This is a genomic window from Rhodanobacter sp. L36, from assembly GCF_009765755.1.
GTDB lineage: Bacteria > Pseudomonadota > Gammaproteobacteria > Xanthomonadales > Rhodanobacteraceae > Rhodanobacter.
Genome location: NZ_LMUV01000002.1, coordinates 785,128 through 809,064 on the forward strand (window position 1 = coordinate 785,128; position 23,937 = coordinate 809,064).

The window sequence follows — 23,937 nt, forward strand, 5'->3', positions numbered from 1 at the left end:
GCATGGTACTCGACGCGATTATTTCGGCAAGGCCGGCACCTGTTGCTGAAGCTCGCGCTGGCGCCTGATTTCGGCGCGCAGTTGCTGGCGTTTCGCCTTGCGTTGCCGGTGATCGTGTTGCCACAGATAGATGGCCGGCGTGCTCAGCAGCGTGAGCAATTGCGATACGAGCAGGCCGCCGAAAATCGCGATGCCCAGCGGCTGGCGCATTTCCGAACCGACGCCGAAACCGATCGCCAGTGGCAATGCCGCGCCCATCGCCACCAGCGTCGTCATGGTGATCGGGCGGAAGCGTACCAGCGCCGCTTCGCGGATCGCCTCGGGCGGTGACATGCCGCGCTCGCGCTCGGCGACCAGTGCAAAATCGACCATCAGGATCGCGTTTTTCTTGACGATGCCGATCAGCATCAGGATCGCGATCACCGACATCAGCGTGAGCTGCGTGTGCGTCACCAGCATCGCCAGATACGCGCCCATGCCCGCAGCCGGCAGTGTGGAAAGAATGGTGAGCGGATGGATCATGCTTTCGTAGAGGATGCCAAGCACGATGTACATCACCAGGATCACCGCGATCAGCATGAAGATGACGTTGGTCAACGCTTCCATCAACTGCTGGTTGTCGCCGGTGTACTGCTTCTGCACGCCGTCCGGGAGTTGCGCATAGGCGATTGCCTGATCCACCGCCTTCATGCCCTGCACCTGGTTCAGATCCTTGGCCAGGTTGTAGCTGATCGACGCAGACTCCTGCTGGTTGTAGTGATCGATTTCGGTCGGCGCGGTGTTCGGATGGATGCGCGCCAGGGCGGATAGCGGAATCATCTTGCCGTCGGTGTTGCGCACGAAAGTGTTCAGCAGCGTGGCCGGGCTGAGCGAACTTTCACCAGACGACGTCAACACCACGCGGTACTGGTTGATGTCCGAGTAGATGGTGGATACCGGACGCTGGCCGAATGCGTTGTACAGCGCGTCATCGACCAGGCTCATGCCTACATGCAGGCGACCGGCAGCCTCGCGGTCGACGATCAGCATCTGCTGTTTGCCGATGCTGTCGAAGCTGGTGGTGACGTCGCGGAACTCTTTCATGCTGCGCATCATCCGCGCGAGCTTGACCGTCGGCTCCTGCAACGCGATGCCGCTGGTGCTGCTCAACTGGAATTGATACTGGCCCTGCGGCGCACCGCCACCGCCACCGCCGCCGCCACCGAAAAACTGCACCGGAGTCATCGATACCACGACGTCGGACAGCACCTTGAATTGCTTGTCGAGCCGCGCGATCACGTCCTTGACGTGCTCGCGCCGATCGCCTGTCCCATGGCCGAACGGTTTGAGATCGATGAACATGAAAGCGCCGTTGCCGACCGCGCCACCGCTGTTGTTGCCACCCAGTACCATGGTGATGTCCTGCACGGCCGGGTCTGCCTGCACGGTCGCCGCGACCGACTGCACGCGACGAGCCAGCAAATCGGGAGAGATGTTGGCGTCGTAGCTGAGGTTGCCCTGCATCATGCCCATGTCCTGATCGGGCATGATCGCGCCGCCAGCCGTGAACGCCACCGCCACCGCCAGCCCGGCGGTCAGAGCCAGCAGGATGATCGGTTGCCAGCGCATCACGCGTCGATGCTTCATGGCCCAATCCAGCGCGCGCTCGTAGCGTTGATGCAAGCCGCGATCGAGACGCTCCAGTGTCAGCTGCAATCGATTGGGTTTGCTCTGTGCCGAATGCTCAAGCGTGAGATAACGCCCGCACAAAGCCGGCGTCAACGTGAGCGAGACCAGCGCGGAAATCACCACCGCCGCGGTCAGCGTCACCGAGAACTCGCGCATGATCGTGGTGAAGGTGTTGTTGCCGAACAGCATCGGCGCAAACACGGCGATCAATGACAGCGTGATCGAGATCACCGTGAAACCGATTTCGCTGACGCCGGTGAGCGCCGCCGGCAACGGCGGTGTGCCTTGCTCCATGTGCCGCACGATGTTCTCGATCACCACGATCGCGTCATCCACCACGAAGCCGATGCACAGCACCAGTGCGATCAGCGACAGCGTGTTGAGCGAATAGTCCAGCGTCCACATCACCACGAACGCGCCGGCCAGCGACAGCGGCACGCTGAGCATGGCGATCAGGGTGGGCCTGAGCCGTCGCAAAAACGCCAGCATCACCAGCGCCACCATCGCGATGCTGAGAAGCAACGCCACTTCGACCTCGTGCAGTGCGGATTTGGTGGTCTGGGTGAGATCGAAGATGGGCGTCACCACGACATCAGCCGGTAACATCGCGCGCAGCATCGGCAGCTTGGCGCGAATCGATTCGGCGACGGCCACCGCGTTCGCTTCGGGCCGCTTGCTGATCTGCATGGTCACCGAGCGCTGACCGTTGAACCACGCGGCTTGATACGCGTCCTCCTGCCCGCTGCTGACCTTGGCTACATCGGACAGGCGTACCGGCACGCCCTTGTTTGTGGCAATGATCAACTGCGCGAATTGATCTGCCGTTTGCAGGCTGTCGCTGGCGGTCACCGTCATCTGCGTGCGACCGTCGCTCAAGGTGCCTTGGGGCGACGTGACATTGGCGGCGACGAGCGCATTGCTGACGTCGTTGGCGGTGATGTCCTTGGCCGCCAAGGCCATCGTATCCAGCTCGATGCGCACCGCGTGCGCCGACGCGCCGAACACCTGAACCCGCGACACGCCACTGATCTGCGCTACCGCCGGATTGAGCAGCGTATCGGTGAGATCGAACAATTTGTCCGGTGGCAGGCTGGTGGACGTCAACGACACCAGCAACACCGGAATCTGTGTGGTGTCGAACCTGAAATACTGGGGCGGACTCGGCATTTGCGGCAGATCCGTCGCAGCGGCGTTGATCGCCGCCTGTGCCTCGCGTGCCGCCGCGTCCACGTCGACACCGAAGTTGAACATCACGAAGACTTGCGCACTGCCTTCGTTGGCGCTGCCAGTGATCTGCTTGATGCCGGGTATGCGGCCCAGATGCCGCTCCAGCGGCGCCATCACGGTATTGGCCATGGTCTGCGCATTGGCGCCGGGCAGACCCGCAGCCACCACCACGCCGGGAAATTCCAGCTTCGGCAAGGCGGCCACGCCCAGCAGCGTGTATGCCCAGATACCGGCTATCAGCAAGCCGATGCCGAGCAGCGACGTGCCCACGGGGCGACGGATGAACGGTGCAAAGATATTCAAATGGCCTCCCTGGCCCGATTACTGGGAGAAAGACCATGCGGCGACGCCGTCGGAGGCAACGGAAAGGCGAACGCATGAATCCCGATCATGCGTATCTTATGCCGGCTCCCGGCGCGCGTTGTATGTGCCTGAAGTCCACACCCTGTCGGAAGACAGGGGTGGATGGCGTCGAGTTGATGCTGCTCAGTGCGCCGCGGGGCTGTAACGCAAGGTCAGGAATGCGGTGCGGCCGGGCTGGTTGAAGTAGTACACGGTTTCGTAATCGCGATCGAACACGTTGGCCAGGCGTGCTTCCACTTGCCAGTCCTGCGTGAAGTGCCAGCTCACACGCAGATCGGTCGTGGCGTAACCGCCCAGCGCATGCACGTTGGCGGCATCGTCGTAACTGCGGCCGGCGGCATATACCGTGGCGCCGATGCCGAACGCGCCGAAGCGACGATCGAGATCGACGCGCGCGGTGTGTTCCGGTCGGCGCGGCAGCACATTGCCATTGTTGGCGGTGCCGTCCTGATCGCGCGGCTGCAGCCAGGTCAGGTAGCCCTGCAACTGCCAGCCATCGAAGTTGACGCCCAGCTGCCCTTCGACGCCTCGGATGCGCGCCTTGCTGATGTTCTGCGGCACGAAATTCTCGTCCAGCGTGATCAGGTCGTCGATGCGCGTCTGGTAGACGTTGAGTCCCCAGTTCCAGTTGCTCACCTGCTGGTTCACGCCCAGCTCGGCGCTGCGCGATTTCTCGGGCTTCAGATCCGGATTGCCGCTGCCGAACGGATAGTAGAGATCGTTGAAAGTCGGCGCATGGAACGCTGTGCCGTAGCTTGCCGATACGCGCAGACCATCGTCGAAGCGATAACCCCATGCCGCGGCGCCGGTGTTGTGGTTGCCGAACTGGCCGTTGTGGTCGCGCCGTGCGGAAAGCTGCACTTCGTTGTTGCCGAACGTGCCCTGGTATTGCGCAAAGCCGCCGGTGTTGTCGCGCCGACTGGCGAGGAATCCGGTGTCGCTGTCGATGTGTTCCTGCGCCCAGTCAACGCCCACCGTCAGCAGTTGGGTGGCAGTCAGACTGATGTCGTTCTGCCACGACGCTTCGTTGCGGCGCGAGTAGATGTAGCCGACGAAATCCTGATTCTCGTAGTTGTCGTAACGATCCAGGTTCTGGCCGACGCTCAACGTGGTTTTCCACGCTTCCAGCGGATTGATGCTGAAGGTCGTGCCGGCCACTTGCTGCACGGTGCGGCTGCGGTTTTCGAAGCTGCCGTCGAAATCGATGTCGCCCAGACTGCGCAGCCAGTTGCCGGTCAATTGCGCGCCGTCGTCCCAGCGATAGCCGCCGCTCGCCGCGAGGTTCTCGTTGCGGAACGCATCGTTGTCCGGCTCGTCGGTGAAGCAGCCGGCGAACACTTCACCCGCACCGATCTTGCAGGCGTTGATGCCGCGCGTGTGCTGCGCACCGATGCTGACGTTGTACCAGGCGTGATCGTCGCCGCCAGACAAACCGGCCTGCCCGCGCAACAGGTTTTCGCTGCCGGTGGTCACACTGAAAGAGGGCGTGAGTCCGCCGTCGCGCGAGCCGTGCCGGGTGAAGATCTGGATCACGCCACCGATCGCGTCGGCGCCGTAAAGGCTCGAACGCGGACCGCGCACGATCTCGATGCGCTCGATCTGTTCGACCGGAATCTGCTCGAACGCGGCCAGCCCGTTGCCGACCGAACCGATGCGCACGCCATCGACCAACACCAGGGTGTGCGACGAGTTGGTGCCGCGCATGAACAGCGACGTCTGCTGCCCGATGCCGCCGGAATTGGCGAAGCTCACGCCCGGCAAACCGGTGAGCAGATCCTGCACCGACAGCGGCTGCAAACGTTCGATGTCCGCGCGTGTGATCACGGTGACCGACGACAGTGCTTCGTCGGCGGTGATCGCGGTGCGCGTGGCGGTGACGATCACCGGATCGAGATTTTCCGCCGCGCCCTGATCGGCGGCGTGGGCCGTCAACGTGCAACCGAGCAGCGCCGCTGCCAGCAAAGACTTTTTCATGTTCGTTCCTTGGCCGCGCACCCGCGCACGGCGCCATCGTTCAATGAGCTGGGAGCGAACGTGGGGAAGACGGAACGACGGGCAGGCGGCATCGCCACACACGTGGTTCGGCCTCGCCCACCGCGAGCCACCAGGAATCGTCCAGGCCGGTCTCCGGGCTCACGAGCGGCATGCGTGGGAACGCGTGCCTCGAACGGCGCCTTCCCGTGCCTAGCACAGTGGCGTTCGCCGAACGAACATCTCGCTTACCGTTGCGGGGGCAGCGCCGGCCTTGCAGTGCGATGACGCACCACGCACCGGCTTCCCGTTTCATCCCTCCAGCGAACGCCTTCGGGACACCTGAACCGCGCCACTGTAGCTTCGGACGGCTATTTGAGCAATGCGAAATCGGCGGAATCTACGCCGACATGCCACCGATCCAGCTTTCGCGCACGTGCAGATCGTTGCCCATCACCACCAGATCGGCGGCCTGCCCGGCCGCGATGCGACCGCGAACTTTGCCCTGGCCGAGGAAGTCGGCGGGATACGTGCTGGCCATACGCACGGCTTCGTCCAATGGCAGCCCGAGCATCTGCACGCTGTTGCGCACGGCGGCTGCCATGTCGAGCGCGGAGCCGGCGAGCACACCTTGCGCGGTCTGGCAGATGCCGTCTTTCGCGGTGATGGTTTCGCCGTTGAGCACGAAGTCAGGGTGCTCCGCGCCGACCGGCGGCATCGCATCGGTGACCAGCAGCATCTTGCCGCGCGCCTTGGCGGCGATCGCCACACGCAGCGTGGCCGGATGCACGTGGTGACCGTCGACAATCAGCCCGCACCAGCTGCTCGCGTCTTCCAGTGCGGCGCCGACGACACCCGGTTCGCGACTGCCCAGCGGCGTCATGGCGTTGAACAGATGCGTGAAGCCGCGCACGCCGGCGTCCAGCGCTGCACGCGTGGTTTCGTAGTCGGCGGCCGTGTGGCCGGCGCAGATCACCAGCCCCGCTTCCGCCAGTGCGCGCAGCGTGCCGAGCGGCATCCGCTCAGGCGCCAGTGTGAGCAGTCGCACTCCCTGACGCGGCGCGCACAACAGCGCGAGTTCGTCCTTGCCGGGCTCGTGGAAATATTTCGGGTCGTGCACGCCCTTGCGCGCGGGCGCGAGATACGGGCCTTCAAGATGGATGCCGAGCACGCCAGGCACGCGTTCGGTGAGTGCCTGGTCGACTGCGGCAATCGCCGCGCGCATGACGCTGACGTCGTCGCTGATCAGCGTCGGCAGAAAACCGGTGGTGCCGAAGCGCCGATGCGCCGCACCCATCGTGCGCAACGTTTCCACCGTCGGCGCCTCGTTGAACAGCACGCCACCGCCGCCGTTGACCTGCACGTCGATGAAACCCGGCAACAGCATCGCGCCGTGCAGATCGCGCTGGGTCGACTTGCACACGCGCGGATCGGAAGGCGACAACAGGTCGACAATCCGCTCGCCTTCGATCAGCACGGCGAGATCGTCGCGCCAGCCGTCGACGGTGAGTACGCGGGCGTTGGTGATGGCGAGTGTCATGCGCGATCAAACCGTCTCGGTGACTTTGTTGAGATGCGGCGGCACGTCGGGATTGAATCCGCGGCGCAACGCCAGTTCGCTGGTGGCGCGATAGAAGCTCTGGATGATGAGCAGCGGCGTGCACAGCGCCGGCAATCCACCGCCCACCGGCAAACTGCCTTCGCCATCGACGCCGGGCGCGGCGACAAACACCTGCGCACCGCGACGACGGAATTCGTCGGCGATGGCGAGCGTGCTTTCCAGCGTGTCGTCGTCCTGCGCAAAGCACAGCACCGGAAAGTGCGGCCCGACCAAGGCCATCGGCCCGTGTTTCACTTCCGCCGCACTGAACGCTTCGGCATGCAGTCCGCAGGTTTCCTTGAATTTCAGCGCCGCTTCCAGCGCGATGCCGAAACCAAAACCACGACCGACGACAAACAAATTATGCGCATCGACCAGCCCTTTGCTCAGCGACGACCAGTCCGCATCCCAGCCTGCGCGCAGGGCATCCGGTAATTTTTTCAACGCATCACCGAGCGCGGCATCGCCGTGCCAGCGCGCGCAAAGATGCAGCACCGCAGCGAGCGCGGCGATGTAACTCTTGGTCGCCGCCACGCTGCGCTCCGGACCGGCGTGCAGCGGGATCACCGTGTCGGCAATCGCTGCAAGCGGTGAATCTTCCACGTTCACCATCGCCACCACGCGTGCGCCAGCGAGCTTGGCCGCTTGCGCATTGCGCACCAGATCCGGACTCTTGCCGGACTGCGAGATCGCGATGAACAACGCGCCGTCCCACTGCTGCTCGGCCGCATAGACTGAAGTGACTGACGGCGACGCCGATGCCACCACGATGCCGAGCTGGGTTTCGAAAACATATTTGGCGTACGCCGCGGCGTGATCGGAGCTGCCGCGCGCGCAGGTGACGATGAAGCGCGGCGGGTGCGCGCGCAGCGACTGAGCCAGCGCCGTGACGATGGCTTCGTTGGCTTCGAACTGGCGCGCCACGACGTCAGCCGCTTCGTGCGCTTCGCGGAACATCAGGGTGTCGCGGGCTTGCGTGGTCGGTGTGTTCAATGAAATTCCCGGTGGATGTTTTTCAGTCGGTCTGCAGCTCGGCGACGAAGTCGTAGATATCGCCGCGATACCACGAGCTGGTGAACTCAACCACGCGGCCGTCGTCCAGAAAGCTGCGCCGTTCGATGTTGAGTCCGGCACTGCCGGCGTTGACGTGCAGCAACCGCGCCTGTTGCGCATTGAGCGATACCGCGCGCAATCGCTGCAGCGCGCGACGCGGGCGACAGCCGAGTTTCTCGAGCGCCTCGTATAACGAGTCGTGCACCAGCATCGGATCGGGCAGCAGATTGGCAGGCACCACGCTGCGTTCGATCGCCAGCGGTTCGTCCTGTCCGTAGCGCACGCGATGCAGCCGCACCACCAGCGAACCGGGCGACAGGTTCAGCGCCATGGATTCCTCGGGCGTCACTTCGCCGATGCCGCGCTCGAAGAATTCCGAACGCGGTGACAGCCCGCGTTCGCGCAGATCTTCAGTGAAGCTGGTGAGCCGCGACATCGGCTTCACGATGCGCTCGGCGATGAAGGTGCCAGCGCCGTGCCGCTGCGTGAGGATGCCTTCTTCGACCAGGCCGGCGATCGCCTTGCGCACCGTGACCCGCGACAGCTTCAGTGCCTGCGACAGATCGCGTTCGCTCGGCAGCGCCTGGCCCGGCTCGATGTCGCGATGCTCGACCACATTGCGGATCGCGCGCCGCAGCCTCAGGTACGCCAGCGGTTGATGCGTGGCCGGATCGTGGCAGATGCGGCGGTATTCGTTGGCCAGAGCGGTTTCCATTCTCCAAAGATACCAATGGCAAACCACTTACCGCAAGCCCGGCACGATTATCCGATGTTCATGGCCCTGAACAGAGCTGGTTACCATTGAAACCAAATCTTCCGATTGAATTCGTGTGCAACGGTGGATGATCTGGTATTTCACTGGTACTATGCGCAACACCCCCGGGCAACCTCGCCATCCGGCATTTGCCCGCCCATTTGGCATCGTCTTGAGGTGCATGCGTGACTGCTACTTCCCAAACGGTCGAAGCGTTCGACCTGGTCATTTTCGGCGGCACCGGCGACCTCGCCCTGCGCAAGCTGCTCCCCGCCATGTTTCACCGGTTTGTCGACGGCCAACTGCCGGCCACCAGCCGGATCATCGGCATCGCCCGCGAAGCGCTGGACGACGATGGGTATCGCTCGCAACTGCGCACCTCGCTGGCGGATGCCGGCGATGCGGCGAAACTCGACACCTTTCTGCAGCAGGTGTTCTACCGCTCGCTCGATGCGCGCAAGGATGAAGGCTGGTCCGATTTCGCGACGCTGATCGGTGAGTACGCCGACCATGTGCGCGTGTTCTATCTGTCCACCTCGCCCGAACTCTTCGTCGACATCTGCGGACGCCTGGGCAACTACAAGCTCAACGAAGGCAAGTCGCGCGTGGTGCTGGAGAAACCGATCGGCCGCGACCTCGACAGCGCCAACCAGATCAACGACGCCGTCGGCAAGGTGTTCGACGAATCGCAGACGTTCCGCATCGATCACTACCTCGGCAAGGAAACCGTGCAGAACCTGCTGGCGCTGCGCTTCGGCAATGCGCTGTTCGAGCCGCTGTGGAACAACGCGCATATCGATCACGTGCAGATCACCGTCGCGGAAACGCTCGGCACCGGTAATCGCAGCGCGTACTACGACCGCTCCGGCGCATTGCGCGACATGGTGCAGAACCACATCCTGCAGCTGCTGTGCATGGTGGCGATGGAGCCGCCGTCGTCACTCGCGCCAGACGCGGTGCGCGACGAAAAACTGAAAGTGCTGCATTCGCTGAAACCCATCGACGACAGCAATGCCGCGCAGCTCAGCGTGCGCGGCCAGTATCGCGCCGGCGTGGCCGAAGGCGCGAAAGTGCCCGGTTACCTCGACGAACTGGGCAATCAGAAATCCGGTACCGAAACCTTCGTGGCGCTGAAGGCGGAGATCGCCAACTGGCGCTGGGCCGGCGTGCCTTTCTACCTGCGTACCGGCAAGCGCCTGCCCGATCGCGTGTCGGAAATCGTGGTCGCGTTCAAGCCGGTACCGCATTCGATCTTCGACGCTTCCGCAGGCACGCTGGCGCAAAACCGGCTCGTGTTGCGCCTGCAGCCGGACGAAGGTGTGAAGCTGTGGCTGACCATCAAGCATCCCGGCCCCGGCGGTTTGCGCCTGCGCCACGTGCCGCTCGACATGAGCTTCGCCGAAGCGTTTGGCGTCTCGCAGCCGGATGCGTACGAGCGTCTGCTGCTGGATGTGGTACGCGGCAACCCGACGCTGTTCATGCGTCGCGATGAAGTCGAAGCGGCATGGCATTGGGCCGGCCCGATCCTGGCCGCATGGTCGGCCAGCGGCGAAGCGCCGCGTCCGTATTCGGCCGGCAGCTGGGGACCGAGCGCCGCGGTCGCATTGATCGAGCGCGATGGCCGCACCTGGAACGAGGACAGCGAGTGACGCATCCGTTTTACCGCAGCTTCACCGGCCCATGTCGGCCGTTGCGGCAGGCTTTGCTTTCCTTCCCGACGAGCGGCACGTCGGCGCCTCATGGCTCTGACGACCGAACAACATGTCCAGCGAATTGAACGTCACCACTCACAGTTTTACCGACTGCAACGCGCAAGCCACTGCATTGGCAGAACGCGTCGCGGCGCAACTGCGCAACGCCATCGCCGATCGCGGCAAAGCGCTGCTCGCCGTATCCGGCGGCAGCACCCCGAAGGATTTCTTCGCCCGGCTTTCGCAGCAAACGCTCGATTGGGCGAAGGTCACGATCACCCTCGTCGACGAACGCTGGGTGCCGGACAGCGACGATCGCTCCAATGCGCGTCTGGTGAAGACGACCTTGCTGCAGCATGCAGCGAGCGAGGCCACCTTCGTACCGCTATTCAACGGCGCGTCGACGCCTGAAGAAGGTCTCGCCGCCACCACCGCAAGCGTCGATGCGCTCGCGCGACCATTCGATGCCGTGGTGCTCGGCATGGGTGACGACGGCCACACCGCTTCGTTCTTTCCCGGCGGCGATCACCTCGCTGCAGCGCTGAATCCGGATGGACGCGCCAGCGTGCTGACGATGCGCGCGCCCGGCGCCGGCGAATCGCGCATCACGCTGAGTCTGTCGACGTTGCTCGACACACATTCGCTGTATCTGCTGATCACCGGCGAGAAAAAACGCGACATGCTCGCCGATGCCCGGCTAGGTCTTGGCGAAGCAAAGGATTATCCGGTGCGCGCGGTGCTGACTCAGCAGCGCGTGCCGGTCGCTGTGTACTGGTGCCCCTGAGGCGGCATCGATCGATTGATCTGGACGCGTCGCAGGATGTCGACGCCGACCTGGAGTTTTCCGCATGAGCACGCTGCACCCCGTCATCGCCGAAGTCACCGAACGTCTGCGCGAACGCAGTCGCGAGACGCGCTCGGCCTATCTTCGTCGCATTGATGCGATCGATCGCAACGGTCCGCAACGCGAACATCTTTCCTGCGGCAACCTCGCGCACGGCTTCGCTGCGTGCGGCGCCGACGACAAGGACGCGTTGCGCAACGGTCGTCGCGCGAACCTCGCCATCGTCACCTCGTACAACGACATGCTCTCGGCGCATCAGCCGTACGAGCGTTACCCGACCTTGATCCGACAGATCGCGCGCGACGCCGGCTTCACCGCGCAGGTGGCCGGCGGCGTGCCGGCGATGTGCGACGGCGTCACACAGGGTCAACCCGGCATGCAGCTGTCGCTGTTCTCACGTGACCTCGTTGCGATGGCCACGGCGATTGCGCTGTCGCACGACATGTTCGATGGCGCGTTGTACCTCGGCATCTGCGACAAGATCGTGCCGGGGCTGCTGATCGGCGCGCTGAGTTTCGGCCATTTGCCCGGCGCCTTCGTGCCATCCGGCCCGATGCCCAGCGGCATTCCCAACGAACAGAAATCGAAAGTGCGCCAGGCCTGGGCTGACGGCAAGGCGACGCGCGAGGAACTGCTGGAAGTCGAAGCCGCGTCGTATCACACCGCCGGCACCTGCACGTTTTACGGCACCGCCAACTCCAACCAGATGCTGATGGAGATCATGGGTCTTCATCTGCCCGGCGCCAGTTTCGAACCGCCGGATACGCCACTGCGCGATGCGCTGACCGCCGACGTCGTGCGTCGCATCGGCGCCTTCAGCGCGCCGGGTGAAAACCTGCTGCCGGTCGGCCACATCATCGACGAGCGCGCAATCATCAACGGCGTGATCGGTTTGCACGCCACCGGCGGTTCCACCAATCACCTGCTGCATCTGGTGGCGATTGCGCACGCGGCCGGCATCCAGTTGCGCTGGGATGATTTCGACGCACTGTCCAGAGTGATTCCGCTGCTCGCGCGCGTCTATCCGAACGGCTACGCCGACGTGAACCAGTTTCATCAGGCTGGCGGCATGGCGTTCCTGATCGATCAATTGCTCGGCGCCGGCTTGCTGCATGCCGACGTCAGCACGATTTTCGGCACCGGCATGGAAGGCTATGCGCAGTTGCCCGAACTCGATGATCGCGGCGTGCTGCGCTGGAACGCGGTACCGAAACAGAGTGGCAATCGCGGCGTGCTGCGCGGCGCCGACGAACCGTTCCGCGCCGATGGCGGTTTGCGCATGCTCACCGGCAATCTCGGTCGCGCGGTGATCAAGGTGTCTTCGGTGCCGGACGATCGTTTGCTGATTGAAGCGCCCGCCATCGTGTTCCACGACCAGAACGAAGTCGCCGATGCGTTCAAGCGTGGCGAACTGAATCGCGATTTCATCGCGGTGGTTCGCTTTCAGGGACCACAAGCCAACGGCATGCCGGAACTGCACAAGCTCACGCCGACGCTCGCGCTGCTGCAGGATCGCGGCCATCGCATCGCACTGCTCACCGATGGCCGCATGTCCGGCGCCTCCGGCCGCGTGCCGGCGGCGATCCATGTCACGCCGGAAGCCGTGGCCAGCGGGCCGATCGCCAAGATTCGGAACGGCGACATGATTCGGCTGGACGCGGCAAATGGACGTCTGGACGTCCTGATGGAAGAAAGCGAACTGGCCGCGCGTTTGCCTGTGACCGCCGATCTCTCGGCGGAGCACCACGGCATGGGCCGCGAACTGTTCGGTCTGTTCCGCCAGGCCGCCACCACCGCGGATCTCGGCGCCGGCGTGCTGTAACACGAACATGTAGGAGCGCGCCCTGTGCGCGAACACCCCGGCCCTGTAACAACATGATTCGCGCACAGAGTGCGCTCCTGCAAAATCATCCATACGAGTGATTCCATGAGCACTATCGAACAAAAGCAGCAACAGGTCGAAACCCTCATGCGCCTCGCGCCGGTGATCCCCGTGGTGATCATCGACGACGCGAAGGCCGCGGTGCCGATGGCGCGCGCGTTGGTCGCCGGCGGCATACCGACCATCGAAGTCACCTTGCGCACGCCGGCCGCGCTCGACGCAATCCGCGCGATCGCCGCCGAAGTGGAAGGCGCGATCGTAGGTTGCGGCACCGCGCTTACCGCGCGCGATCTGAAAGCCGCGCAGGACGCCGGCGCGCGCTTCGCCGTGTCGCCCGGCGTATCACCGAGACTGCTGGACGCAGCCGACGATTGCGAATTGCCATTGCTTCCCGGCACCGCCACCGCGAGTGAAGTGATGGCGATGCTCGAACGCGGTTATCGGTTTCTGAAATTCTTTCCCGCCGTTCCCGCTGGCGGACACAAACTCATCGGCGCATGGGCCAGCCCGCTGCCGCAGATCCGCTTCTGTCCCACCGGTGGCATCAGTCTCGCCAACGCGAGCGACTTCCTCTCCCTGCCCAACGTGCTGTGCGTCGGCGGCTCATGGCTGACGCCCGCGGACAAACTCGCGAGCGGTGACTGGCTCGGCATTGAATTGCTGGCGCGTGAAGCGGCAGGGCTGCGCAAGCCCGCATAGTCTGGCCTGACGCAAGCGCAAACCGATCGCCAGCGAAAAGCCATTCGCTATCGATCAACCATCGTCGGTGAAATATCGGAATGCGCGCATCTACTTGGCCGCCGTGCCTCGATGCACACCATGCATCCCGCCGAATACACGCATGCGCACGATCAAGCCCAACCACACGCGGCATGCACATGGTTCTAACTCTGCGGCGGCCAAGCTTCGAGCGACGTGAATCCGTCAAAGGAGAATTGGCATGACCGAGTCGACATCCGTCGCCATCATCGTGGGTAGCCTGCGGGCTGCGTCTTTCAGTCGCAAGATGGCGCGAGCGCTCATGGAACACTCGCCTAAATCGCTGAGTTGCAACATCGTCGAAATTGGCGACCTGCCGCTCTACAACGAAGACCTCGACGACAAACCACCCGCAAGCTGGTCGCGTTTCCGCGAAGAAATGCAGGCCGCGAAGGCCGTGCTGTTCGTAACCCCCGAGTACAACCGTTCCGTTCCGGGCGGTCTCAAGAATGCGATCGACGTCGGCTCACGGCCTTCAGGAAAGAGCGTCTTCGACGGCATGCCGGCCGGCGTGGTCAGCGTCACGCCGTACAAGCTAGGCGCGTTCGGCGCGAACCACGCGCTGCGGCAGACATTCGTGTTTCTCAACATGCCGGTGATGCAGCAACCGGAGGCGTACATCGGCGGTGTGGCGGATCTGTTCGACGACAACGGCAAGCTGACATCCGATGAAACCGCAAAGTTTCTGGACAAATTCATGAAGGCATTTGCGAAATGGGTGGAAATGGCGCGATAGGCCGTATCCCTTTGTCCGCTACCGAATCGCGCCGGTCATCCAATGATTTGATGCGCGACATGCAGCCAGAAGAATGGACGCGCCAGCGCGAGGCAAATGGCGACGCCTTGCCCGAACACGAGCAGCGGTAGTGCAACCAGGTACACCAGATGCACGCGCCGCATGATCAGCAGGTCGCGCAGTGCGCCCAACAGGATCAGCCCATCGACGCCCGCATAAATCCATTCGAACGGCACAGCGCCGGCGATGATGCGGGCGATGGCCGCGGACATCAGCCCGCAGGTTGCAATCAGCATCAACCGCCGATGTCGCTCGGTTTTTTTGCGCCAGCTGACCGCCAGTCCGAACGTGATGGCGAACGCCGCCATGTCGTAGAGCGACACGGCGAGAAATGCTGCTGCGCCATCGCCATGATGACCTTCGGCCCGATCGATGACGATGGCAGTGGCCGTGCCGACGAGCGGAATCGCGCAACCAAGCAATGCGCCGAACACTCCGAGCCTGCGATGCAGCCACACGTTGCGCCAGCCGACCAGCGCGGTCTGGAGCATGAAGAAGATGACCCAGGCGCAAAAGATGGCGACGTGGATGTGCAGGATCAAAGGGCGCGGAACAGGTGAGTGGAGCAGTCGTGGACCGATCGTGTGGCCGAAACCGGCGATCACGATCATGGCGATCACCAATGACATGGCGAAGTAGAAGTAGCGGTTGATGGCGTTGCCGAGCCATGGGTTCATGCGGGTTCCATTCGTTGATCGATTTTTGAATCGACAGCATTCGCAGAGCGACGATGTCGGCATGCGTTTCTCATCTGCGATCCGTCGGCCAGGCTTTTTTTATTGCGGTGACCGTTGGATGGCGGGGCGCGGTCCGACCTATTTCTTCGATGCCGCAGCGGCCCGCTCTGCCGCTTTCTCTTTCAGGTAATCCGCATAGGCTTTCGCCTCGACCGCCTGACTGTTGATCTGCACGCGGATCGTGTCGCCGACATCCGGTATGTATTTGCCCAGGCCAAACTCGGAGCGACGCAGCGTCGCGGTGGCCTCGAAACCGATGGTCGGCAGCGTGTTGCGCGGATTGACACCAACCTTGATCAGCGAGACATCGAGCACGACGGGATGGGTCACGCCATGCAGGCTCAATTCGCCCGTGACCCTGAGATGGTTGGGCATTTCCAGTGGTTCGACTTTGCTGCTCTTGAATGTCGCGGCCGGAAACCGTGGCAGGTCGAAGAAATCCGTAGAACGGAAATCCTCATCGAGGTCGGCCACGCCGGTGGCAAGGCTGGCCAGCGGAATGCTGACCGACACGGACGACCGCGCGGGTTGCGCCGAATCGAAATTCAGCGTGCCCTGCGCCTGGCTGAACTGTGCGGACGGATGCGAAAACCCGAGGTGATCCCATCGAAACACGCCCTGCGTGTAGTTGGGTTCAAACGTATACGTGGTGGCGCCGAGCGGGGCAGCGGCGAAAGCGAGCGCAGCGAGTAGAACAAGACGGCAAGTCATCGGATGGTTTCCTGTGGTGGTCTGCGAGATCAGGCCAAGCCATCGCCACGACGCCGGCAGCGACATGGCAGGACATGGCTGGACTCGGGGAATGCACCGCGGCGAATGGCCTAGCGAGTGCCGGGTTAATATCTGCGCCCGGGATTCGGGAAGTCCTGAAACCGGCCTGAAACGCTCCGAATAGTTCTGAAATTTTCCTTTCTCATCGACGCCGACCGGCTCATCCGTTGTCATTCGAGACCAGCCCTTTCATGCCCAACCCGTCTTCGCCACCGAACGACATGGACGACCCGACACTGATGCGGTTGCGGATCGGCGACTGGTGTGTCGATCCACGCGCCGGCCAGATCTCGCGAGCGGGCGAAACCGTGCGGGTGGAAGCGCGCGGCATGCGGCTGCTGTTGTGCTTGGCGACACGCGCCGGTTCCGTCGTCAGCATCGACGAACTGCTGGATCACGTGTGGTCCGGCGTGATCGTCACGCCGGACTCGGTCTATCAGGCGATCACCTCGTTGCGCCGCCAGCTCGGCGACGATCCCAAACGGCCGACCTACATCGCGACCGTGCCGCGACTGGGCTATCGCATGGTGGCCGCGGTCAGTCCATGGGGCGACGAATCGCTGCCATCAGCCGCCACGACACCGGTAGCGCAGGCAGTCGCCACGCCACGCATCGCTGCAGTGACGCCGGGCCGATCATCCACCGCACCTCGCATCGGCGTCGCGCTGATCCTCGTGCTGTCCGCCGCCGTTTTGATCTACGGAAAACGTGCTGCGCCCGCAATCGATGCCGCGCAACCACCAGCACCGTCGATTGCCGTGCTGCCCTTCCTCGACCTGACCACGCAGGCCATGAACGAGGAATACGTCGCCGATGGCATGACCGAAGAACTGATCGGCGACCTGAGCAAGCTGCCGGACTTTCGGGTTCCGGGGCCTACCTCGTCGTTCTATTTCAAGGACAAGCCCACACCGGTGGCGGAGATCGCGAAAAAACTCGGGGTCGTCTACGTGCTCGACGGCAGCATCCGCAAGTCGGACGGCACGGTTCGCGTTGCTGCGAGATTGATTCGGGCGCAAGACGGCTATGTGGCGTGGACCGAAACCTACGATCGGCCGGAAGGCGACATCCTGAAAATCCAGAAAGACATTGCAGCCGAAATGTCCGGTTCGGTGCATGCCGCGATCGCCAAGGCATCACTGGGATCACATTGAGCAACGCGTCGCGGCGGCCGTTTGCGCCACTGTGATTTGATCAGCGCCGCAAAGCGATTGACAACGCGTCGACGTACTCGGTCTTGCGACCGGGATGCGCATCAAAGATTTTTCGATGCGCGGCGTACGACCACGCATCGTCACGGCTGCAGTAACCGGCCACCCACGCTTGCAGCGCATCCAGCATCGCGTTCTGCTCTGCCGACGATGCGTACTTGTGCGGCTCCCAGGGACGTCGGCGATTGTTCGCCTGGCAGGTTTGAATCCCCGGGTTGAGAAAAACCAGTTCGGTGCAGCTCGCGCAGGCATGCTCCACGAGATCGCCATAGCAACCTTCGATCACCCATTCACTGTGCGTCGAAAGAAAATCATCGAGTGATGCGCGGATCGATTCGGGCTGTCGCTGGACGGCAACCTTTCCGGGTTCCCACACGATCGCATCGAGATCGAGGTGTGCCACGCCATGCCCGACGACCAACGCCTTCGCATGGGTGCTTTTACCCGATCCCGAATTTCCGAACACAAGAACTCGCATGCGATCCGGTCAGTTTCTGGTCGGCTTGAGATAGGTGTCGAACAGCTCGCCGATGCGCCGATATTCGTCGTACCAGTCGTCGGCATGTTCGAACCCGTGGCGCTCTAGCGGATACAGCGAGATCCAGAAATTCTGCTTGTGCAGTTCGACGAAGCGCTGGTAGATGCGGATGGAATCACTGGCCATCACGTTGTCGTCGATCAGGCCGTGTTCGATCAGCAGCGGGTCGCGCAAATTGGCGGCGTATTCGATCGGCGAGCTGGCCTTGTACGCCTCCGGATCGAGCTGCGGATCGTTGAGGATGTCCGAGGTGTATTCGTCGTTGTAGCTGGTCCAGTCGGACGGCGCGCGCAGTGCGGCGCCGGCGGCGAATTCGCCGGGTGCGCGCAGCAACGCGATCTCGGTCATGAAGCCGCCATAGCTGCCGCCGTACACGCCGACGCGTTGCGGATCGACGCCGTGGTTCTTCACCAGCCACGCCTTGCCGTCGAGCAGATCCTCCAGTTCCGGATGACCCATCTGCCGATAGATGGCCGTGCGCCATGCGCGACCGTAGCCATCGGATGCGCGGTAATCCATGTCGAGTACCACGTAACCTTTCTGCACCAGCAGGTTGTTGAACATCTGCTCGCGGAAGTAATACGTGGATGACAGCGTGACGTTCTGCAAATAACCCGCACCGTGCACGAAGAACACCGCCGGCCGCTTCGCCGCCTCGCTTTCATCGGCCGGCCCGTAGTACTTCGCGTAGATCACGCCCGCGCCGTGACTGGACGGAATCTGCACGATTTTCGGCGCGATCCACGCATGCGCCGTGTATGCCGGCTTCATCGTGTTGGTCAGTTCTCGTGCGTCGCCGCCTGCACTGGTTTGGACGGCCAATTGCGCGAACACATAAGGCGACGAATGCAGCACGGCGAGCTGCGTTCCATCGGGCGAAAGCTTGAAATCGTCCATGCCCTGATAGTTCGTGACGCGCGTGAGCGCTCCGCCGGTTGCCCGCACCCGATAGACGTCATAGCTGTACGGCGCGACCTGGTTGGTGCGCACGTAGAACCACTTGCCATCGTCGCTGAGTAGCGGATGGCTGACCTCGAATTTGCCGGCGGGCGTCAGCGCCGTGACCTTGCCGTCGATCGTCTTGCTGAAGAGCTGCGAATAACCCGACTGCTCGCTCAGGTACCACAGCGTGCGGCCGTCCTTGAGCCAGCCGAAATCGTTGAAGTTCCAGTTGATCCACGCGCTGTCGCGCAATCGATGCTGGCTGACGAGTGCGTGATGGGTGAAGTCGACGCTGGCGATCCATCGATCCTTGTTGTCGATGGTGCGCAGCTGGACCGCGGCGTTGCGGCCGTCATCGCTCCACACGATGCCGCCGCCGTTGTCCGCGCTGAGCACCGTGAGCGGACGCACGTCCGGCGCTTTCAACGCGCTGGCCTCGTCGTCCTTGCCAGCTTTCTTCAAAGCGGCAAGGGTGCGATTGCGAATGTCCGCCAGCGGATCATCCTTGATGCCCGGCAGCGCGTCGGTTTTCAGCGCGTATTGCTGGTGATGAACCAAGTCGAGCAGCATCAGCGATTGCGGCGCAGGATCGGCACGACCGACGTACGTGCGTGCGTCCTCCGGCTCCATGTAACCGCTGTCGGTAACGTAGTGGCTTATCTGCGGCGCCTTGCCGCTATCGACATCCTTCGGCGTGGTGATCACCAGCATCCAGCGACCGTCGGGCGACAGTTCGGTATCGACCGGCGCCAGCTTGCCACCCAGCCAGAACGGCTGTGACACGCGGCCTGCATCAGCCGCATCCAGCACCTGCTGCTCATCGCGCTGCGCATCCTTGTCGGCCTTGATTTCGCGCAGGGTCTTGAACAACGCCAGCTGCTGCTCGCCCAGCGCGTCGGTTTTTTTTGCCTGCGGATCGTCAGCGAATTTCAGCACCGCGGCCGGAGACGTCACACCGCTGGCGAGTTCATAGCTGTACCAGTCGTTGCCATCACGAAACTGCAGCGCATCACCCGTGGCTGAAAACTGCGGCGTCAGTTCCTGCTGCGGCGTGCGCGTAACCTGCGTGCGACGGCCGCTTGTCACATCCACCAGAAATACATCGCCGTGCAACACGAACGCCGCGTGTCGATGCGTGCGATCGAACACCGCCGGACCTTCCGCCTGCGACATCGCGACGGCATCGAGCTTTCGTGATTGACCGCCCGCCGGATCGACCTTGTACAAATCGCGCACCGGACTGCCATCGCGCTTCAGCGAGTAATACAGACTGCGCCCGTCCACGCTCCAGTACGGCGACTCCACCGCGGGCCCGATCCAGTCGGGATTCGCCATGATGGTTTCCATGTCGAGCGGCGCGGTCGCCGGGGCTGCCGCCGCCACCGTCGGCAACGTGCACGAGGCAATCAGAGCTGAAAGCAGCAGTCGGCGCATGGAAGTTGTCCCCGGGCAAAGAATCAGGATAACCGAGGGCGGCAGCGCCCATCACTGCCGGAAGTCAGACGCTACGGTGCAGGAGAGCGCGGGTTTGTCCATGGTCCCGGTAGCCTGCAAACATTGGCTGCGGCATGATGAGGGCTTGGCTAAGGACTTCAGGCTGGCAGGGGATCAACAATGAAAAGCATGCGTTGGTTGCTTGTGCTTCTTTTGGTTTGCGCTTTGCCGGCACAGGCCGATGACACGCGAAAAGCAAGCTTCGTGGTTGGCGCTGACGTGGACGCGCAAGGCGTCGTGACGCAGACGCAAGTCGATGCGGGCGTTTCCAAACCCATTGCCGGCGTGATTGATCTCGCGCTCAAGCATTGGACCTTCGTACCTGCTCAACAAGAAGGAAAGGCGCTGCCCGCGCACACCTTCATCAAGATCAAGTTCGAAGCAACAACCGACGCTTCCGGAAAATACACGGTCACCATCCGGTATGTCAGCCAGGGACCGAAGTGGGACTACAAGCTCCCGCACTACCCTCGCGATGCGATGCGCGATCGAGTCGAAGGTGATGTCGCGGTGATCGGAGAAATGCAGAGTGACGGAAAAACGACAATCAGTGATTCGCAAATGAATGTTGGAAAAGGCGATGGCGCGTCCCTTCTTCAAGAGGTCAAAAACCTGATCCTGAAAAACAAATTCATCCCCGAACTGGTTGACGGAAAACCGGTTCCCGCTCGCCTGCGCATACTCGTCAGCTTCAGTCTGAATGGGGCCAGTTCTCGTCTGAATTCCGTTGGTGCCACCTTGGATCGACGGCGTATGGGACGGTCGACCTCGAGAGGCTATTGCGGAGTCGAGAAGCAAACCACCAGCGACGATGCTCTGGAAATGCCGAATGAAGCTACTCGCCGTTTCATGGCGAGCACAGGTTTCGAGGTCGGCATCCATGCAGATCGCGGCTGGCGCTCCGGCATGTCCAGCGTGCTTCGACCACGTGCAGTCAATCCGATAGCGATGCATCTTTGAATCCACGCACAGAAGCGTGATGGACGACCGCCGTATCCGAACTTGTCGCCAGCGCCCCTTCATTCAACGAGCCACACATGACCCTTCCCGCCGTAGAACACGAACCCTCTTCCGCCGCGCGCTTCAGCGTGATCTGGCTGCATGGCCTTGGTGCCGATGGGCATGACTTTGCGCCGGTCGTGCCGGAACTGTCGGATGCGTCGTTGCCGCCGTTGCGTTTCGTGTTTCCGCACGCACCGGTGCGACCGGTGACGATCAACAACGGCATGTCGATGCGCGCGTGGTACGACATCGCGGCTTTCGATCTCAATGCGCGGCAGGATGTGTCCGGCATGCGGTCGTCGGTCAATGAAGTGGAAACGTTGATCGCGCGCGAACATCAGCGCGGCGTGCCGAGCGAACGGATTCTGCTGGCGGGGTTTTCCCAAGGCGGCGCGATCGCGCTGGCGGCCGGTTTGCATCATGCGGAGAAACTGGCCGGCATCATCGCGCTGTCGACCTACCTGCCAACCTATGCGGCGTTGCCGGAGGAACGCAGTGCCGCGAACGCGACGGTGCCGATTTTCTGGGGCCACGGCAGTGCCGATCCGGTGGTGGTGCAACAACGCGGGCTCGACTCGCGCGATGTACTGACATCGCTGGGTTACACGGTGGAATGGCATAGCTATCCGATGGCGCATTCGGTGTGCGCCGAGGAAGTCGCGGACCTGCGCCAGTGGATGCGCCTGCGACTCGCGTAGCTCTGCCCGCGCTCGGGCATACTTGTCCGCATGCCCGAGCGCGCTCCCGTCGAACACAGTCCGCTGCCCGACTTCTGCCAATTACCGGCACTGTTCGCGCTTTTCGTCGTCGGCGCGTTGACTGTGACGATCATGTGGCTGGCGCGCGATCAGCAGCGCGAATGGCCGGCCTACAGCGTCAGCATGTTGTTCGTGACGTGGCTGGCGCTGGTGATCGCGGTGACATTGTGCAAGTTGCGTGCGCTGCTGCAACGGTTGCCGAAACACATGCCGTATCTGGCCGTGTGGCTGCTGATCATGGCGATCGTGGGCACCGCCAGTGCATTGGTGCGCTGGCTCGACAGCTCGCTGCAGATCAACCTGATCAGCAGCGGCATGTTCGCGTTCGTGCGCGACGACTTGTTGATTGCCGCCCTGCTCGGCGCGGCGATGCTGCGCTATTTCTATGTGCTGGCGCAGTGGCAGGCGCGGCTTGCAGCTGTCACGCGCGCGCAGGTCGACGCATTGCAGGCGCGTATCCGCCCGCATTTTCTCTTCAACAGCATGAACACGGTGGCCGCACTGATCCGTGTCGATCCCGATGCCGCCGAACGCACGGTGGAGGATCTCTCCGAACTGTTTCGCGCCGCGCTCGGCCAGCATGATATCGGCGATGGCACGCTCGGTGACGAGCTCGCACTGGTGGAACGCTATCTCGCAATCGAGCAACTGCGACTCGGCGCACGCCTGCGCGTGCATCGCGAGCTCGACGATCTGCCGGCCGATTTCCCGCTGCCGCGACTGTTGCTGCAACCGCTGGTGGAAAACGCCGTGCGCCACGGCATCCAGCCGTTGCGTGACGGCGGCGATGTCACGCTGCGCGGTCGGCGCGAGGGACACACCCTGCATATCGAAATCACCAACCCGCTGCCCGGCACGCCGGCTGTATCCGGCCATGGTCACGGCTTGAACAGCGTGATGCAGCGCGTCGCCTATCGCTACGGCCCTCAGGCGAAAGTGCAGGCCGGCCCGCAAGGCGATCGCTTCATCGTGCAACTGCAACTGCCAATGGCAACGCCGTGATACGCGTGCTTGTCGTCGACGACGAACCGCTGGCGCGTGCACGCCTCGCCGCGTTGCTGGGCGATTGCGACGACATCGAAGTCATCGGCAGCCTCGGCGATGGCGACGCCGCACTCGCATCGTTGAGCGATCTGCGCCCGGATGTCCTGCTGCTCGACATCAACATGCCTGGCATCGACGGCACCACCGTCGCGCAGCGACTCTCCGGCCGACCACGACCGCTGGTGATTTTCTGCACGGCCTACGAAGCACATGCGCTGAAAGCCTTCGACCTCGGTGCCGTCGATTACCTGCTCAAGCCCGTGCGACTGGATCGCCTTCGCGAAGCACTGCAACGTGCGCAACGACGACTCAACGACATGCCGCGCGAGCCGGTCGCGTATCTCCACGGACGCATGCGCGGAGAACAGGTGCGCATCTCGCTTGAGGAGGTAATCAGCCTCGTCGCCGACGAAAAATACGTCACCGTGCAACACCGCCGCGGCGAACTGCTGATCGAGGAATCACTGCGGCAACTGGAAGAAACCCATCCCGATCAATTCATCCGACTGCACCGCAACTGCCTGGTGCCGCCAGCGCGCCTGCTCGGCATCCGCACACTGGCCGACGGCCGTGTGCTTGCGAGGCTGGATGGCACCGACCTCGCCCCCGAAATCAGCCGACGCAATCTGCCGACGGTGAGAAAGCTGCTGCGACTGGGTTGAGTGGCAATAGTTTGGTCATGCGTGCCTGTGGGCCTCGATGTGCTCTGCTTCTGAACTGCGCTCTTGACCTTCAATTCTCTGTGCAGGCGGTGAGACGTGGACGACTCGCCCGCAGGGGGATCGAAAGGACGTTGCCTTCCTTTTCGACGACGGCATGAGGATAGGTTCCG

The 23,937-nt window shown here is 62.9% G+C and carries 19 protein-coding genes and 1 riboswitch; of the genes, 10 read left to right on the forward strand and 9 right to left on the reverse strand.

Features of this window, described 5'->3' with window-relative positions; translation table 11 throughout:
* Positions 1-18 precede the first annotated feature (18 nt).
* The 5 genes from GSQ73_RS03330 to GSQ73_RS03350 all read right to left on the reverse strand — a co-directional run bounded on the left by GSQ73_RS03330 (position 19) and on the right by GSQ73_RS03350 (position 8,597).
* Positions 19-3,198, reverse strand: a complete 3,180-nt coding sequence (locus tag GSQ73_RS03330; protein WP_158880964.1) for an efflux RND transporter permease subunit — start codon at positions 3,196-3,198, stop codon at positions 19-21.
* A 183-nt stretch (positions 3,199-3,381) separates the two neighbouring features.
* A complete protein-coding gene (gene btuB, locus GSQ73_RS03335) occupies positions 3,382-5,232 on the reverse strand; it encodes a TonB-dependent vitamin B12 receptor (RefSeq protein WP_158880966.1) in 1,851 nt (616 codons plus the stop codon).
* Between the two features lie 126 nt (positions 5,233-5,358).
* Positions 5,359-5,590, reverse strand: a riboswitch (cobalamin riboswitch).
* A 39-nt stretch (positions 5,591-5,629) separates the two neighbouring features.
* Positions 5,630-6,769, reverse strand: a complete 1,140-nt coding sequence (gene nagA / locus GSQ73_RS03340) for an N-acetylglucosamine-6-phosphate deacetylase (RefSeq protein WP_158880968.1) — start codon at positions 6,767-6,769, stop codon at positions 5,630-5,632.
* A gap of 6 nt (positions 6,770-6,775) precedes the next feature.
* Entirely contained in the window at positions 6,776-7,786 is a 1,011-nt protein-coding gene (locus GSQ73_RS03345) for an SIS domain-containing protein (RefSeq protein WP_158881707.1), read from the reverse strand.
* Positions 7,787-7,844: 58 nt separating this feature from the next.
* Positions 7,845-8,597 (reverse strand): GntR family transcriptional regulator, encoded by a 753-nt coding sequence (locus tag GSQ73_RS03350; protein WP_158880970.1) that lies wholly within the window; start codon positions 8,595-8,597, stop codon positions 7,845-7,847.
* Positions 8,598-8,821: 224 nt separating this feature from the next.
* Between GSQ73_RS03350 and zwf the strand changes: the two genes are divergently transcribed.
* The 5 genes from zwf to GSQ73_RS03375 all read left to right on the forward strand — a co-directional run bounded on the left by zwf (position 8,822) and on the right by GSQ73_RS03375 (position 14,548).
* Complete coding sequence (gene zwf / locus GSQ73_RS03355) at positions 8,822-10,285, forward strand: glucose-6-phosphate dehydrogenase (RefSeq protein ID WP_158880972.1); 1,464 nt, start codon at positions 8,822-8,824, stop codon at positions 10,283-10,285.
* Between the two features lie 112 nt (positions 10,286-10,397).
* Entirely contained in the window at positions 10,398-11,111 is a 714-nt protein-coding gene (pgl, locus tag GSQ73_RS03360; protein WP_158880974.1) for a 6-phosphogluconolactonase, read from the forward strand.
* A 64-nt stretch (positions 11,112-11,175) separates the two neighbouring features.
* Positions 11,176-12,993, forward strand: a complete 1,818-nt coding sequence (gene edd, locus GSQ73_RS03365) for a phosphogluconate dehydratase (RefSeq protein WP_158880976.1) — start codon at positions 11,176-11,178, stop codon at positions 12,991-12,993.
* Positions 12,994-13,098: 105 nt separating this feature from the next.
* Positions 13,099-13,752: a bifunctional 4-hydroxy-2-oxoglutarate aldolase/2-dehydro-3-deoxy-phosphogluconate aldolase gene (eda, locus tag GSQ73_RS03370; protein WP_158880978.1), complete on the forward strand. Its 654-nt coding sequence runs from the start codon at positions 13,099-13,101 to the stop codon at positions 13,750-13,752.
* A gap of 241 nt (positions 13,753-13,993) precedes the next feature.
* A complete protein-coding gene (locus GSQ73_RS03375; RefSeq protein WP_158880980.1) occupies positions 13,994-14,548 on the forward strand; it encodes an NADPH-dependent FMN reductase in 555 nt (184 codons plus the stop codon).
* Positions 14,549-14,583: 35 nt separating this feature from the next.
* Here GSQ73_RS03375 and GSQ73_RS03380 read toward each other — a convergent pair whose 3' ends face one another.
* Both GSQ73_RS03380 and GSQ73_RS03385 read right to left on the reverse strand, forming a co-directional pair.
* Positions 14,584-15,285 carry a hypothetical protein gene (locus tag GSQ73_RS03380; protein ID WP_158880982.1) on the reverse strand — a complete coding sequence of 234 codons (702 nt, stop codon included), beginning with the start codon at positions 15,283-15,285 and terminating at the stop codon, positions 14,584-14,586.
* Positions 15,286-15,423: 138 nt separating this feature from the next.
* Entirely contained in the window at positions 15,424-16,056 is a 633-nt protein-coding gene (locus GSQ73_RS03385; RefSeq protein ID WP_158880984.1) for a YceI family protein, read from the reverse strand.
* Positions 16,057-16,307: 251 nt separating this feature from the next.
* Here GSQ73_RS03385 and GSQ73_RS03390 point away from each other — a divergent pair, with 251 nt between their 5' ends.
* Positions 16,308-17,270, forward strand: coding sequence for a winged helix-turn-helix domain-containing protein (locus GSQ73_RS03390; RefSeq protein WP_254063252.1), 963 nt, complete (start codon positions 16,308-16,310; stop codon positions 17,268-17,270).
* Positions 17,271-17,310: 40 nt separating this feature from the next.
* On the opposite strand, the gene GSQ73_RS03395 is transcribed toward GSQ73_RS03390, so the two are convergent.
* A complete protein-coding gene (locus tag GSQ73_RS03395; RefSeq protein ID WP_158880986.1) occupies positions 17,311-17,805 on the reverse strand; it encodes a shikimate kinase in 495 nt (164 codons plus the stop codon).
* Between the two features lie 9 nt (positions 17,806-17,814).
* Positions 17,815-20,241, reverse strand: coding sequence for a prolyl oligopeptidase family serine peptidase (locus tag GSQ73_RS03400; RefSeq protein WP_158880988.1), 2,427 nt, complete (start codon positions 20,239-20,241; stop codon positions 17,815-17,817).
* Between the two features lie 180 nt (positions 20,242-20,421).
* Between GSQ73_RS03400 and GSQ73_RS03405 the strand changes: the two genes are divergently transcribed.
* From GSQ73_RS03405 to GSQ73_RS03420, 4 genes are all read left to right on the forward strand, one after another.
* Complete coding sequence (locus GSQ73_RS03405; protein ID WP_158880990.1) at positions 20,422-21,261, forward strand: energy transducer TonB; 840 nt, start codon at positions 20,422-20,424, stop codon at positions 21,259-21,261.
* A gap of 77 nt (positions 21,262-21,338) precedes the next feature.
* Entirely contained in the window at positions 21,339-22,001 is a 663-nt protein-coding gene (locus GSQ73_RS03410) for a dienelactone hydrolase family protein (RefSeq protein WP_158880992.1), read from the forward strand.
* Between the two features lie 30 nt (positions 22,002-22,031).
* Positions 22,032-23,063 carry a histidine kinase gene (locus GSQ73_RS03415; RefSeq protein WP_158880994.1) on the forward strand — a complete coding sequence of 344 codons (1,032 nt, stop codon included), beginning with the start codon at positions 22,032-22,034 and terminating at the stop codon, positions 23,061-23,063.
* On the forward strand, positions 23,063-23,767 hold the full coding sequence (locus GSQ73_RS03420) for a LytTR family DNA-binding domain-containing protein (RefSeq protein ID WP_158881711.1): 705 nt from the start codon (positions 23,063-23,065) through the stop codon (positions 23,765-23,767). The genes GSQ73_RS03415 and GSQ73_RS03420 overlap by 1 nt, the downstream gene beginning before the upstream one ends.
* Positions 23,768-23,937 lie beyond the last annotated feature (170 nt).

What these genes read in the sequence shown, in the direction of transcription:
- btuB (WP_158880966.1), bottom strand. Translation starts at nt 5,232, where the DNA reads ATGAAAAAGTCTTTGCTGGCAGCGGCGCTGCTCGGTTGCACGTTGACG.
- nagA (WP_158880968.1), bottom strand. Translation starts at nt 6,769, where the DNA reads ATGACACTCGCCATCACCAACGCCCGCGTACTCACCGTCGACGGCTGG.
- GSQ73_RS03345 (WP_158881707.1), bottom strand. Translation starts at nt 7,786, where the DNA reads ATGTTCCGCGAAGCGCACGAAGCGGCTGACGTCGTGGCGCGCCAGTTC.
- GSQ73_RS03350 (WP_158880970.1), bottom strand. Translation starts at nt 8,597, where the DNA reads ATGGAAACCGCTCTGGCCAACGAATACCGCCGCATCTGCCACGATCCG.
- pgl (WP_158880974.1), top strand. Translation starts at nt 10,398, where the DNA reads ATGTCCAGCGAATTGAACGTCACCACTCACAGTTTTACCGACTGCAAC.
- edd (WP_158880976.1), top strand. Translation starts at nt 11,176, where the DNA reads ATGAGCACGCTGCACCCCGTCATCGCCGAAGTCACCGAACGTCTGCGC.
- eda (WP_158880978.1), top strand. Translation starts at nt 13,099, where the DNA reads ATGAGCACTATCGAACAAAAGCAGCAACAGGTCGAAACCCTCATGCGC.
- GSQ73_RS03375 (WP_158880980.1), top strand. Translation starts at nt 13,994, where the DNA reads ATGACCGAGTCGACATCCGTCGCCATCATCGTGGGTAGCCTGCGGGCT.
- GSQ73_RS03380 (WP_158880982.1), bottom strand. Translation starts at nt 15,285, where the DNA reads ATGAACCCATGGCTCGGCAACGCCATCAACCGCTACTTCTACTTCGCC.
- GSQ73_RS03385 (WP_158880984.1), bottom strand. Translation starts at nt 16,056, where the DNA reads ATGACTTGCCGTCTTGTTCTACTCGCTGCGCTCGCTTTCGCCGCTGCC.
- GSQ73_RS03390 (WP_254063252.1), top strand. Translation starts at nt 16,308, where the DNA reads ATGCCCAACCCGTCTTCGCCACCGAACGACATGGACGACCCGACACTG.
- GSQ73_RS03395 (WP_158880986.1), bottom strand. Translation starts at nt 17,805, where the DNA reads ATGCGAGTTCTTGTGTTCGGAAATTCGGGATCGGGTAAAAGCACCCAT.
- GSQ73_RS03400 (WP_158880988.1), bottom strand. Translation starts at nt 20,241, where the DNA reads ATGCGCCGACTGCTGCTTTCAGCTCTGATTGCCTCGTGCACGTTGCCG.
- GSQ73_RS03405 (WP_158880990.1), top strand. Translation starts at nt 20,422, where the DNA reads ATGAAAAGCATGCGTTGGTTGCTTGTGCTTCTTTTGGTTTGCGCTTTG.
- GSQ73_RS03410 (WP_158880992.1), top strand. Translation starts at nt 21,339, where the DNA reads ATGACCCTTCCCGCCGTAGAACACGAACCCTCTTCCGCCGCGCGCTTC.
- GSQ73_RS03415 (WP_158880994.1), top strand. Translation starts at nt 22,032, where the DNA reads ATGCCCGAGCGCGCTCCCGTCGAACACAGTCCGCTGCCCGACTTCTGC.